At 54.8% G+C, this 13,080-nt stretch carries 14 protein-coding genes; 5 read left to right on the top strand and 9 right to left on the bottom strand.

Annotation, left to right across the window (positions count from 1 at the left end; all coding sequences use genetic code 11):
- Positions 1-40: 40 nt before the first annotated feature.
- Both B880_RS25305 and B880_RS0119745 read left to right on the top strand, forming a co-directional pair.
- Positions 41-448 carry a type II toxin-antitoxin system RelE/ParE family toxin gene (locus tag B880_RS25305; protein WP_017349192.1) on the top strand — a complete coding sequence of 136 codons (408 nt, stop codon included), beginning with the start codon at positions 41-43 and terminating at the stop codon, positions 446-448.
- A complete protein-coding gene (locus B880_RS0119745; RefSeq protein ID WP_017349191.1) occupies positions 441-755 on the top strand; it encodes a helix-turn-helix domain-containing protein in 315 nt (104 codons plus the stop codon). Before B880_RS25305 ends, B880_RS0119745 begins: the two co-directional genes overlap by 8 nt.
- A 77-nt stretch (positions 756-832) precedes the next feature.
- Here B880_RS0119745 and B880_RS25300 read toward each other — a convergent pair whose 3' ends face one another.
- The 5 genes from B880_RS25300 to B880_RS0119720 are packed head-to-tail and all read right to left on the bottom strand — an operon-like array spanning position 833 to position 7,195.
- Complete coding sequence (locus B880_RS25300; protein ID WP_017349190.1) at positions 833-2,443, bottom strand: dipeptide ABC transporter ATP-binding protein; 1,611 nt, start codon at positions 2,441-2,443, stop codon at positions 833-835.
- On the bottom strand, positions 2,440-3,273 hold the full coding sequence (locus tag B880_RS0119735; RefSeq protein WP_017349189.1) for an ABC transporter permease: 834 nt from the start codon (positions 3,271-3,273) through the stop codon (positions 2,440-2,442). The genes B880_RS25300 and B880_RS0119735 overlap by 4 nt, the downstream gene beginning before the upstream one ends.
- A complete protein-coding gene (locus tag B880_RS0119730; RefSeq protein WP_017349188.1) occupies positions 3,270-4,253 on the bottom strand; it encodes an ABC transporter permease in 984 nt (327 codons plus the stop codon). Before B880_RS0119730 ends, B880_RS0119735 begins: the two co-directional genes overlap by 4 nt.
- Positions 4,254-4,256: 3 nt before the next feature.
- Positions 4,257-5,858 (bottom strand): ABC transporter substrate-binding protein, encoded by a 1,602-nt coding sequence (locus B880_RS0119725; RefSeq protein WP_017349187.1) that lies wholly within the window; start codon positions 5,856-5,858, stop codon positions 4,257-4,259.
- Between the two features lie 11 nt (positions 5,859-5,869).
- Entirely contained in the window at positions 5,870-7,195 is a 1,326-nt protein-coding gene (locus B880_RS0119720) for an LLM class flavin-dependent oxidoreductase (RefSeq protein WP_017349186.1), read from the bottom strand.
- Positions 7,196-7,528: 333 nt separating this feature from the next.
- On the opposite strand from B880_RS0119720, the gene B880_RS0119715 reads away from it, so the two are divergent.
- The gene (locus B880_RS0119715) at positions 7,529-8,128 is read left to right on the top strand and encodes a hypothetical protein (RefSeq protein WP_017349185.1); all 600 of its coding nucleotides are present in this window, start codon (positions 7,529-7,531) and stop codon (positions 8,126-8,128) included.
- Positions 8,129-8,171: 43 nt separating this feature from the next.
- Positions 8,172-8,810: a TenA family protein gene (locus B880_RS0119710; RefSeq protein ID WP_017349184.1), complete on the top strand. Its 639-nt coding sequence runs from the start codon at positions 8,172-8,174 to the stop codon at positions 8,808-8,810.
- Between the two features lie 32 nt (positions 8,811-8,842).
- Here B880_RS0119710 and B880_RS0119705 read toward each other — a convergent pair whose 3' ends face one another.
- Complete coding sequence (locus tag B880_RS0119705) at positions 8,843-9,802, bottom strand: hypothetical protein (RefSeq protein WP_017349183.1); 960 nt, start codon at positions 9,800-9,802, stop codon at positions 8,843-8,845.
- Between the two features lie 430 nt (positions 9,803-10,232).
- A complete protein-coding gene (locus tag B880_RS25295) occupies positions 10,233-10,778 on the bottom strand; it encodes a hypothetical protein (RefSeq protein WP_017349182.1) in 546 nt (181 codons plus the stop codon).
- Positions 10,779-10,847: 69 nt separating this feature from the next.
- Between B880_RS25295 and B880_RS25290 the strand changes: the two genes are divergently transcribed.
- Entirely contained in the window at positions 10,848-11,291 is a 444-nt protein-coding gene (locus B880_RS25290) for a LysR substrate-binding domain-containing protein (protein ID WP_017349181.1), read from the top strand.
- Between the two features lie 3 nt (positions 11,292-11,294).
- On the opposite strand, the gene B880_RS0119690 is transcribed toward B880_RS25290, so the two are convergent.
- A complete protein-coding gene (locus tag B880_RS0119690; RefSeq protein WP_017349180.1) occupies positions 11,295-12,269 on the bottom strand; it encodes a LysR family transcriptional regulator in 975 nt (324 codons plus the stop codon).
- Between the two features lie 114 nt (positions 12,270-12,383).
- A complete protein-coding gene (locus tag B880_RS0119685; RefSeq protein ID WP_017349179.1) occupies positions 12,384-13,076 on the bottom strand; it encodes an amino acid ABC transporter permease in 693 nt (230 codons plus the stop codon).
- Positions 13,077-13,080: the final 4 nt, after the last annotated feature.

Genomic DNA, 13,080 nt, shown 5'->3' with positions numbered 1-13,080 from the left:
GTAGTAAATCTTACTATAGGATCACAATCCAGGAGCATGGATGGCAGTCAGAGTGTTTATTGAAAAAGGTTATAATAAGGATAGAAAAAAATCACAGATCACTGATACACAGCTCTACCTCCTCGCCGAAGATGTGATTGCCAATCCGCACCGAGGAGCATTAGGTGGTGGTGTTTACAAAAGACGTATAGAGCTGAGTTCTGGAACAAGTGGTGGAGCCAGAACAGTCATTTTTTACCATCATGATGACAACGTTTTTTATTATGATGGATGGGAAAAGAATCAAGTTGGTCAGAGTGGGCAGGAGATTCCGCCAGACCTTCTCAGTGCCTATAAAATACAATCTAAAGTCTATAAAAATCAGACGGTAAAACAACGCACCATTGATATTAAGAGTAAGGATTTGGTAGAGATAATCCTGACTAAACCGGAGAATACTGATGGTTGATAAGCGCATTCTGCGTATCCAGGAAAACATCATGCGCCAGCACGAGCGTGGTACGGCTTCCGATGAAGCGCTGGCTGACATCAACTCCATCGTTGCGGAGGCCAAAGGTAAAGCGACAATGACCGGGGATCAAATTCGTGAGTTACGTAAGCGCGAGCAACTCAGTCAAAGTCAGTTGGCAACACATATGTACCTCACCGCGAACTGCATACAGAAATGGGAACGCGGGGTAACACACCCCAAAGGCCCGGCGCTTGCAATGCTCGAACTTATCGAGAAAAAAGGCCTGGCCTTCTTAATCTCCTAAGCAACCGAAGCCGCCCTGTAGTGGACATTCCGTAACAGATAAAAAGCCCCATAAGGGGCTTTGCGTTTTGACGTTCATCACCCGCTAACCCTACGCGGCTCCGCCGTCAGTCGTGGAATATTTTCCAGCAACTGGCGGGTATAATCCGCCTGTGGAGTGGAAAAAATCTCCGCGACTTTCCCCTGTTCCGCTATTTTTCCCTGCTGCATGATCACCACATAGTCGGAAATCTGCCGCACTACTGCCAGATCGTGGGAGATAAACAGGTATGTTAAGCCCTGTTCACGTTGCAGGCGGGCCAAAAGCTGCAAGATTTGCGCTTGTACTGCCACATCCAGTGCGGAAACCGGCTCATCCAGGATCAACAACTCAGGCGCAATAGCCAGTGCGCGTGCAATGGCGACACGCTGGCGCTGCCCGCCGGACAAGGCCGTGGGACGCACATCCAATAGCGTTTCGGCAAGTTCCACCGCCTGCAACAGCTCAAGCGCACGCTGACGCTGGCTGTGTTTATTCCCGATGCGAAACGCACGCAGTGGCTCCGAGATAATCTGCGCCAGCGTCATTTTAGGATTCAGTGAAGCATAGGGGTTCTGATACACCACCTGCACCCGGCGGCGAAACTCAGGGCGCTGGAATTGGGCCAGGCCTGAATATTCGTCGCCGTCAAACTGCACCGTGCCGCCGTCCGCCGTTTCCAGACCCAGCAACATGCGCACCGTGGTGGATTTCCCCGAGCCAGATTCCCCCACCAGGCTGGTGGTTCCGCCGCGAAACACCGGAAATGAAACCCCCGCCACCGCCGTGAAATGGTTACCGTCCGGCAGTGTGAAGCGCTTGTGTAGCTGTTGAGCCGCCAGCAGTGGCTGCCAGCTCAACGGTGCAGTGCGAAAAGGCACCTGTAAAAAGGCCGGTGACGCTGCCAGCAGTCGTTGCGTATAAGCGTGACGGCTCTGGCGCAGTTGATGTGCCGCAGTGTCTTCAATCAGATGGCCTTCATGCATCACCAGAACCCGGTCGGCGCGTTCCAGCGCCATGTTTAAATCGTGGGTAATCAAAAGCAACGCGATGCCCTTACTCACGACGACACTTGCCAGAGTATCTAACACCTGTTTCTGCATACTGACATCAAGTGCACTGGTCGGCTCATCGGCAATAATCAACTGTGGGTGATGGCACATGGCCATCGCCAGCAACACGCGCTGCCGCATTCCCCCGGACAGTTGATGCGGATAACTTGCCAGCACGCGCCTACTGTCCGTTAAGCCAACATCAGCTAACAATGCGGGCAAACGCGTGGCCGCCACCTTCTTCGGCACGCCGTGTAAGGTATAAGCCTCCAGCAGTTGTTTACCGATGGTCTGAATCGGGTTAAACGCCAGAGCCGGATCTTGCGGCACAAAACCGATTTCCAGCCCACGTAGCTGCCGCCACTGGCGCTGGCTGGCCTGCTCTAACGCCTGGCCATTAAAGCGGATCGCACCGCTACGAATCACAGCCTGACGGCTCAGCAGCCCGACTAAAGCCCCGGCCGTGGTGGATTTGCCAGAACCTGAACCCCCGACAATCGCCACCACTTCCCCCGGTTGAACGGAGAAGCTCAGCCCTTTCACCGCCTGAATGATCCCGCCCTCATTACGGTGATAATCCACCGACAATTTGTCCACCGTTAACAGTGCCTGACTCATCGTTCCTCCGACGCATCCTGAATAAAGCCTGCGATGCGGTTGGTTGCCAGCACCGTCAAAATAATCACCACCCCAGGTAGTGAGGTGAACCACCAGGCGGCAGCAATATAGTTACGCCCTTCGGCAATCAGCAGTCCCCATTCCGGCGTCGGTGGCGGTGCGCCAAAACCCAGAAAACCCAGGGAGGAAACGGACAATAAGGCAAACCCCATCTCCAGCGCCGCCAGTGACAGCACCGGCCCCAGGGCGTGAGGTAAAATGTGCTGACGGACCACGCTGAAATGCCCGACTCCGCTGGCGCGTGCCGCTTCGACAAATAGCTGGGTGCGACTACGCAGTACTTCACCGCGAGAAAGCCGGGCAAAAGTGGCGACCGAAGAGAGGCCCACCGCCACCGCAATATGCAACGTGCCAAAACCCAGCACGGTGATGATCGCCATCGCCAGCAGCAGATTGGGGATGGCCATCAACACGTCGATCACGCGCATAAATAAGCTATCCAACCTTCCTCCACAGTACCCCGCCAGCACCCCGGACAGCGAACCCACCACCAGCGCAATCAATACCGAAAACAGCGTAGCCTGTAAGGTCAACGCCGTGCCGTACACCGTTCGGCTCCAGAGGTCACGGCCTAAATGGTCAGTACCGAACCAGAACTGCGCGGACGGCGGCTGCAATGCCTGCCGTGGATCGCCCACCAGCGGGTCGCCATGGGCAAACAGCGCCGGGAACAGCGCCCAAAGCACCACCAGCAGAAGCATCACGGCACTCAGCCATAAGGTGACGGCGAAACGACGACGACGTACAGGCGCAAGTAACACCAGACTCATGATTTTTCTCCCAACACGATGCGGGGATCGAGCAAGGGATAAAGCAGATCGGTAAGCAGATTGATCACCACAAACACCGTCGCGGCGGTCAGTACTACGCCTTGCACCACCGGGATGTCCTGCGTCAATACCGCAGACTGCGCCAACCGGCCAAGCCCCTCACGGGAGAAAATGGTTTCGGTGATCACTGAACCCGCCAGCAGATGACCAAAAATCATCCCGCTCAGCGTCAGCAGTGGGATGGCGGCATTGGGCACGACATGACGCCACAACAGATAACCGGTGCTGGCCCCCTTTAGCCGCAGCGCATCAATAAACGGACGACGCCATACCTCAGACAGTGAACGGTTCATCACCTGGGCAATGGTCGCTGCGGTAGGGATCGCCAGCGCCACCGAGGGAAGCACCAGCGACTGCCAGCCGCTGTTGCCCATCGCCGGAAACCAGGGATGATTGAAGGAGAAGACCTGTAACAGCAGCAGCCCCAGCCAGAAGGTGGGTAATGCCGCGCCAAAAGAAGGCAGTGACAGCAGGCCAGATTTTAGCCTGCCAGGCGGTAGCACACTGACGCCCGCCGCCAAACCACCGCCGATGAGTAAAGCCAGAACCAGTGCACATAACGCCAGTAACAGCGTGGCCGGAGAGGACTGCCAAATTAAAGAAGTGACATTGTCACCACTGACAATCGATTGTCCAAGATGCAGATGCAACACGTCCCACAGCGCCAGACCATATTGTTGCCACAGTGGCAAATCGAGATGATATTGCGCTTTTAACGCGGCCACCTGAGCCGGGTCCACGGTGCTCTGCTCACCCTGATTTAACATGATGGTGATGGGGTCCGACGGCAAAATATAGAGGATCAGGAACGTCAGACTCCACGCGGCCCACAGTACGATGATGCCCTGTAATAGCCGCCGCAACAGTAATTTCGTACGGCGACGTGCCGCTGGCACTGCGGTGAGCGTTGCCTCTGTCATACGCTACTCCTTCGCACTCAGCCAGGTGTCATACAGCTGAAAACGGGATGACGCATCAAAATGGAATCCGTGCACGTTCTGCCCGGTCCCGATGATGGTCGCCAGTTCCACCAGCGGTATCGCATCGCCTTCGCTGATCAACAACGATGACGCTTTGGTGACGTCCTGTTGGCGCTGTTGTGCATCCAGAGTTTCACTGGATTGCACCAGCAGCTTATCCACTTCACCGGGTGCGCGTTTATTCACGTTGCGGCCATTAGCATCAAACACCGTGCGCAGCACATCCGGATCGGATCGCGTCAGGTTATAGAAATCCACCACCAGCTTCCCGCTGGCCTGGCGGGCGACCACCTGGCTTATCGGCGCTTTCTCCAGTTGCAGATCAATACCCACTTTTCTCAGCTGCTGCTGCACCACTTCAAGGAACGGCGCAGATTGCCAGTAGGAGATCGTGAAGCGCAGCGGTTCGCCATTTTTACTGCGAACCCCGTTGGCCTGCCGTTGCCATCCCGCCTGATCCAGTATCTTTTCCGCCTCTTGCGGATCGTATTTCAACTGCGCACTCAGGTCCTGATACAGCGGTGTGGTTTTCGCCAGCACCGAAGTCGCCACGTTTTGGTAGCGAGATAACACCGGTTTTAGCGCATCGCGATCGATAGCCAGGTTGAGTGCACTACGCACCTGTTTATCAGCCATCAGTGGGTTGGACTGATTAGGGAACAGGCTGTAGACCAGCCCTGGGTTGGCGCGGGCAATCAGGTTGATTTTTTTCGCCAACAGCAGCGCTTCATCTTGTGGGGTGACGCCGACATTCACATCCAACTGACCGGAAATCAGACTACCGAAGCGCACGCCGCTTTCCGGGATCACCCGATATTCCACCCCATCAAGATAACTCTCTCCCTGATGCGCCGCGATGGAAGATGGCCACTGGTATCCCGTACGCCGTACCAAGTCCACCTTTTGGTTATGAATAAACTTTTTCAGCACAAAGGGGCCGGTGCCGGTTAACTCTCCCTGGCAACGGGCCTCCGAGGTGGCATTAACCGTTTTGGGTGCAAAGAAGCCAAGGCTCATAGTTGAGGTGGCTTGCAGGAACTGTGCATTTGGCTGGTCAAAAGTGATCACCACCGTATGGGCATCAGGCACATCAATCTGTTTCAGGCCTTTAAGGTAGGTCGAGGCCAGTGAGGCTTTCGCCCCCAGTTTGATAATCGCTTCAAAGTTGTCTTTGACTGACTGCGCAGTAAAGGGGGTGCCATCGCTAAACGTGACACCGTCACGAAGCGTAAACGTAAAGCGGCGGTTGTTATCATCAACCTGCCAGTGCGTTGCCAGCCAGGGCACAATCTTGCCGCTTTGTGGATCTTGATCGGTGAGAGAGTCCGTTAACTGGCGACCAATATTCAGTGAGTTGTTGTTACCTGCCTGTTGCGGATCAAGACAGTTGGGATCGGTATCAATCGCCACCAGCAAATTCCCACCTTTTTGCGGCGTGGTTGCGGCCTGTTCCGCATGCGCCCCGCCAGCCAGTACCCCAGTGATCAAAAAGCCGTACAAAGAGCGACGTAACTGTGCCGCCCGTTTAAAGGTTTTCTTCTGCATGCTATTTCCTGTTATGCCTTGAGTGTTTCAGCCGTGGCGATTTGGTAACGGTTGCGTTTGAACGGAATGTCCAGTCGCTCACGCAGTGTGCTGGCGCTGGCAGGTTGCCAATAGCCACGTTCGGCCAGAATCGGTAACACGAGCTCAATCACATCATCCAGCGCTTCGGCCAGCACCGGCCCGCTGATGATAAAGCCATCGGCCCCGCCATCCTCGACCCAGCGAATAAAGGTGTCAGCTACCTGTTCAGGCGTGCCAAAGAATTCACCGCGCGGCAATGTGGCTTCAAAGGCCGCCTGACGAAGTGTCTGATTGTGCGCTTTGGCGCGGCGTTTGATGTCATCGGTTGTGGAACGGAAGGTGTTTTTCCCCAAATCGCCCAGTTCCGGGAAAGGTTCATCCAGCGGGTACTGGCTGAAATCGTGATGGTCGAAAAAGCGGCCCAAATAGGCCAGCGCATCATCCACGGACAACAGCGAGAGCAGATATTGATATTTCTCTTCGGCCTCCTCTTCAGTGCGGCCAACGATCGGCGTGATACCGGGGAAAATACCCACGGGATGGCGGCCATTCTGGGCCACCTGACTCTGTAACTTATCAGCATAAATCCGCGACTCTTCCACGGTGCGGGCATTGGTAAACACCGCATCCGCCGATTTCGCTGCCAGATGAATGCCGGTATCAGATGCGCCAGCCTGGAAGATCACCGGCTGCCCCTGTACCGAGCGCTGAATATTTAGCGGCCCGGAAACCGAGAAAAATTCCCCCTGATGATTCAGCTTGTGCAGCTTAGTGGCATCGAAAAATACGCCGCTGGCGCGGTCACGAATAAAGGCATCATCTTCCCATGAGTCCCACAACCCCTGCACCACATGTATATACTCTTCCGCGATTTGATAACGACGGCTGTGTTCCAGCGGCCCTTTACCAAAGTTGCCGGAAGCACTCTCCAGCGGTGTGGTGACCACATTCCAGCCAGCGCGACCTCCGCTGATGTTATCCAGCGTGGCAAGCTGACGCGCAACGGTAAAGGGTTCGCTGTAGGAGGTGGACACCGTTCCCGCCAGGCCAATCTTTTCCGTTACCAACGCCAGCGCGGAAAGCAGCGCAATCGGCTCAAAGCGATTGAGGAAGTGCGGCAGTGATTTTTCATTGATATGCAGCCCATCTGCCACGAACAGGAAGGCAAAACCTGCGGCCTCTGCCTGCTGCGCCAGCCCGGTGAAATAGCGAATATTGACGCTGGCATCCGCTGGCGCTTTGGGATGACGCCAGCTATGCATGTGACCGCCAGCGCCCTGTAACATCAGACCGAGTTTTAGGATTTTTTTGCTCATCAGCTTCTCTCCGTAGAACCTGTTCCCGGCCTGCAAAGCGGCGGTTTTCTGGCATAGAATCCGGCATAGAGTGGTCGCAATACCGGGACAGGCGTAAGTAGAAAAGCAGAATCACACAACAGGATTTGCAGGCTAACTATGAAAATAGTCTTACCAATGCCAACAAGGTTATAACGCGGTGACGGGCTACCACAGGGGCGGTATTTTTTGCTATAAGGGAGGCATGGCATCAGGCGCGGGCACCAAAACTGCCTGTGGCAGGAAACCAGCGCTAAGCGTAACTGATGTGCTCCCCTGAATGACGTTAAAAGGATTTTAAACAGTGGGTATTAAATGACGACGCTACATTCTGTTGCGGTGCAAGAGCTTCAGGCATTGCTGGCCATTCGACGTTTTGATCAGTGCTATTTATCCGAACGCGTGGCCGAAGATAATCAGGCCATTACCGGCTGGGCGGAAGCCCAACTCAGCCAGGACAATCCGGGCGATAATCTGCTGATTCTGGCTTCGCTGAATTTCGATTGCCCGCCAGATGAGCATGAACTGGCCTGTTACCTGGATAAGTTTCTGCAAGAGCAGCAAATTGCCGAGCTGGATGACAATTTAGCCGCCACGCTGTGGTTACGGCGAGAGCTGGGCTTTATTCTCGACACGCGCAATCGTGCTGTGCTGATGAATTTGCTGTTTCGTTTCGACGATTATTTACTGGATCTTTCGCATACCCGCTTCACGCGAAAGACGCGTCGTTCACTCAGTCGTCTCTATCGCTACCTGTTCGACGGTTATGATCAAAATTATGACCCCAAGGCGGAAGCCGACAGCATGAGTGATGAAACGCTGTTTGCTCACGTACACCAACAGGTCGCCCCGTTCTGTCGCGCGTTAAAAAATAGCGACTGGCGTACCCTGCTGGCGGCGCAAAAACACCTGTGATATAAAAATTTCGCACCTGCACTCTACACCTCAAGGGAATAACATGACTGGACGTTTCACCGATCACCTGCGCGCCATCTCACAACCCACCTGGGAAAATGCCGTTAACCACCGCTTTATTACCGCTCTGTATGCCGGAGAAGTACCTGATGCCGCAATGAAAAACTATCTGATTCAGGACTACCGGTTTCTTGATAGCTTTTTGGTGTTGATCGGGGCGGCCATCACTCAGGCGGATACGCTGGAAGCCCGGTTACGCTTTGGTCGCTTTGCGGGCATGATCTCCTCGGATGAAGATACCTACTTCCAGCGCGCCTTTGCTGCACTGGGCATTAACGAAGCAGAAGCGGCGAAGAACCCTGATACCGCCCCCACCGCAGGTTTCAAAGCGATCATGCGTGAAGCGGCGGCCACCGGCTCTTATCCGGTGATCCTGAGCGTGCTCAACGTGGCGGAGTGGCTCTATTACGAGTGGGCATCGGCTGCACCGCAGCCCCTGCCGGAAAATTTCATTTATGCAGAATGGGTGACGCTTCACGACAACCCGGATTTCAATGCCTTTGTTGCGTTTATTCGCAGCGAGCTGGATCGCACCGGGCCGAACGCGCCAGATATTTGCGAAGCTTTCTTCAAACGTGCCGTGGTTCTCGAAGAACAATTCTTTGATGCGGCGTATGCCTGATAGCGTGAGCCCGGCGCTGGCCGGGCTGTTTCTCAAGCCTGTTGCAGGCTATGGTAATAGAGCTGCGTGCTGGCGATATTTTTCATTTTCACCTCACACATCAGGTCAAACTGGCGGAAAGAGAGCGCCCAGTCGTTGAGCGTCGGATTGAAATAGTAATCCGAATGGGCACGCAATTTGGCTTTAGATAACCCCAGCATCTCCTGGTCAGGATACCCTTCTGTCGGGATCAGCCCTTCCTGAGAAATCGAATAGTGCAACACCGGCCGTACGCCGCGCCACGAGGCGATCACTTGTTCAATGCGCGCATCATCAGGTCGAATAAACGCGTTCTCTTTAACCCAATGATGGTGAATATCCAGCACAATCGGGCAGAGCTTTTGCGCCTGAAGGACATCATCCAGCGAACAAGACACTTCATCGTTTTCTACGGTCAGCATCAGCCGCGCTTCCGGGCTTAAACGACCAAATGCCTGGGCAAATCCGGCAAAACCCGCCTTGCCGTTCATATGAATATTGATTTTGAAATCCTGAAATGCACGCCCATATCCCAACCAACGTGCGCACAGCGTGTGATACTCCACATCTTCCAGCGCACGCGTCACAACATCCGGGTTGTCTGATGCCAGAACCGTATATTGTCCAGGGTGGAAAGAGAGGCGGATCCACTGCTCACGCGCCAGATTACCGCAGCGCGTAAACAGCGGCAGCAAATCTGGCATCAGTTCCTGATACACCGGCCCCGCTTCCGGCACGGTATATAACGGCAATAAATCGCTGCCGATACGCATCATCCGCAGCGCTGGCGGCAGCAGAGCCAGTTCACGCAGCACATTTTCCAGCTGTAACAGGTTATTTTGCGCCAGCGGCGCAATGGCGCTAACCCGCGCTGCATGGTCGAGCGCAAGAAAGCGGGTGCGCGTGGTTCCCTTAAACGGGAAAGGCTGTTGTAGCGCGGAATTCAAATACTTACAGGCAAAACCAAATTTCATTACGCCTCCTCAGTTTGCGCCGCTAAGTGTATCAGCCTGAGGGAAAAGTGCCTGTTGAACGGTGAGTTTTTCGGATTGAAGAGATAACGAGGCCAAAAAAACCCGCTAAAACGGGTTTTGGCGGAGGAGTTAGATCAGCTTTGCGTTGACTCTCGGGAACGTAGTGTTCCATTACGAGCAGCTGCTGAGAAAGATGCCTTAAGTTGACGCATAGATTCAGCTTTGCGTTCGGCAATTGTCATGTTCTTCATTGTTGAAATATCGCGTTTTGAGTACATAACCCATTCCTCCTTCGCCGATATCGGCTTTAGTAGTAAATAGTTGAAAGGTATAGAGGCATATCAACAAGTTAATAATTTTTTGGTGGCCAAGAATACCATTCACGTTATGGCAGAAACAAATGAGCTAAGCTATGCGAAAGTAAAGAACCTTAAATCCCGCACCCCAAACCGTTCAAAGTGTCATTTACCGCCTGCTCTAGCGGGGTATGTGGCTCTGCACCCAACATTTCTATGAGCCGGGTATTATCGAGGCGCAGCGGTTGCTGCCACAAATAGCGCATCTCTAGCATCTCACGCAGCGTCAGGTTGAACGGGGCCATCAGAGAGATGAGCCACCAGGGAAAAGAGACAATGGGTGCAGCCGAACCCTGCTGCTGGGTAAACTGCTGAATCATTGTCACCATTTGGCGACCATCCGCATCCCAGTGCCCGGCCATATGCAGGTTGGTAAAATTGTCCAGCCGTTGGCGTTGTTCCAGTACTTGCACCATGGTCGCCGCCACATCGGGCAGATATCCCCACTGATGCCCAATGCCGGGACGTGCGGGATTATAAATCTTTCGCACCGGCTTGCCCGGTTTGATTAGGCCTTGAGCAAACCAGCTGTTGCCAGCGCCTGGACCAAAATAGTCCCCGGCACGTACCACGATGGCTTTCCCGCCTGCATCAGCAAACTGCTGGAGCCGCTGCTCCATCGTTACTCTAATCTTACCTTTGCGCGTTTTCGGCTGCTGTGCCGCCTGTTCCTTGATGTAGGGTGAATTGTGGGGATCAAAGTTATAGACCGTGCCGGGGAGCATTACGCAGGCCCGCTGTTCAGCGGCTACGGCCCGCCCCCAGAGAGCTGGGAAGCACTGCGCGGACATAGCGTGATTGGTTATGATCAGGAAACACATTTTATCCGCAGCATCAGCCGCCGCTGGCCACAATTGCAGCCCGATATGTTTACGTTGCGCAGCAATAGCGACCTTGCGCATCTGGCCCTGATCCGTGCGGGAGCAGGCATCGGTATGTGCAAGGCGGGGCTAGCACGACAAAACCCCGAACTCATCCGCGTGCTGCCCACGCTGTTCAGTCTGCAATTCCCCACCTGGGTCACCATGCATGAGGATCTGCGCAGCAATCCGGCGTGCAAAACCGTATTCGATGCATTGATAAGCGGTATGGAGCGCTATATCAACACAGCAAATAGTGACAACGTCACTTAAGTATCAGGCTTCATCCTGATTCAGCAGCCGCATAACGCGCGGGTGCTCTGAACCGGGTAAGCAGACAAAGTCAGGCAGCATCTCCTGGGCGGCGGTATTCAGCGCGCTGATCAAGGCCTGCGCGGCGGGCGACAGCTGACGTCCTTGTGGGGTGATAACGCCAAAGAAATAAGGCACAACTTCTACCAACGGTCGAATAGCAACGCCTTCCAGCGGCATGCCCCATGCGGTGACCGGCTCCAGAATAGCGACGCCGAGTCCGGCACGTACGCAGGCAAGAATATTGGCCGAGGCGTTGGTTTCGATCATCTCGTGCGGCGCCACGTTCAGCTTTTTCAACACTTTGGCAAAGCGTCCGCGCAAACGCAGGGGATCAAGCGGTGCAACCAGCCTGCGCCCGGCGAGGCACGCCAGCGTCAATTGCGACTGCGCAGCCAATGCATCCTCCTGTGGCAGCGCCACCACGCAGCGAGACTCACCAATCCAGTGCAGTTCGAAAGCGTGGTGTTCAAGGGGCAAACTACACAGGCCTACATCCGCATCCGCCGTGATCACCGCATGTGCGGTCTGCTCGGCCGATTCATTCACAATCTGGACTTTGTTCTGCAACCCCTGGTCTGCCAGCAGCGCCAGCGCGCGGGGTAATAATCCTGCGGCCAGGGCGGGCGTCGCTGCAATACGCAGCGGACGATGTTGCTGCACGCCAATCTCTAGCGCCTGCTGTCGAATCTGTTCCAGGGAGAGCAGCGCTTTGTGTACATACTGATGCAGTTGCAGCGCCTGTTCAGTGGCATGAATGCGCGGCCCGTTACGCATAAACAGCGCATAGCCCAGAGACTGCTCCAGTTCCTGAATCTGCCGGGACACCATGGGCTGCGAACGTTTCAGCGTTTTTGCCGCTGCCGTGACGCTGCCTGCGGCAATCACTGCCGCAAAGGCCTCAAGCTGGCGCAGGTCCAGATCGTTTAATGCGCTCATAATCTTACTTCCCTGAAGGTGCGATAGCCGCCATTTTAAAAGGCCCATCGCCATGATGCACTGAAAAAAAAGCCCGAGCATCGGCTCGGGCAGAGTGTGGCGTCACGAGCCGAATCAGGTGCGCACTCGCAAGGCGGATTCGATTTTATCGGCCACTTTAGTCACCACCCACGCGATGACCATATAGAACACCACGGCCACGCCAAAGGCCTCAAGGTAGTAAAAGTTCAGCGCGGCGGTGAGCTGTGCCTGCGCGAAGATATCCACCACCTCAATCGCAAACGCCAGCGACAGCGCCTTCATGATCACCATAAACGCATTGGCTAAATCGGGGATCGCCGACACGATGATTTGTGGAAACAACACCCGGCGGAATAGCTGCCAGCCACTGTAACCAAAGGCATAGGCCGCATCTGCCTGCCCTTTATCAAACGCGTTCAATGCCCCTTTCACCACTTCCGCCTGAAACGCCGCCACGCAGGCACTCAGCGCCACAATAATGATCACCCAGTTCGGCATGGAGTGGGCATTGACCGCCACCCCAAACTGCGTTGCGAAGAACTGTAACGCCGCCGGCAGGCCGTAATAAGCCAGGAAAATCACCACCACCATCGGCACGCCTTTAAAGGCAATTTTGTAGGCCAGTACCGCCTGACGCAGCAGCGGAATACGCTTGTGCTCGATAAAAGCCAGCAGCCCACCCAACAGCGTGGCGCAGATAAAGATCGTCACCGCCATCGCCAGCGTGACGGGTACCGCATCCAGAATGCTCCAGAAATCTTCCAGCAGCAGAGAAGAATCAAACATGGTC

This window comes from Pantoea sp. A4, from assembly GCF_000295955.2.
In the GTDB taxonomy this organism is placed as follows: domain Bacteria; phylum Pseudomonadota; class Gammaproteobacteria; order Enterobacterales; family Enterobacteriaceae; genus Pantoea; species Pantoea multigeneris.
This window is presented reverse-complemented; position numbering and strand designations above follow the sequence as displayed.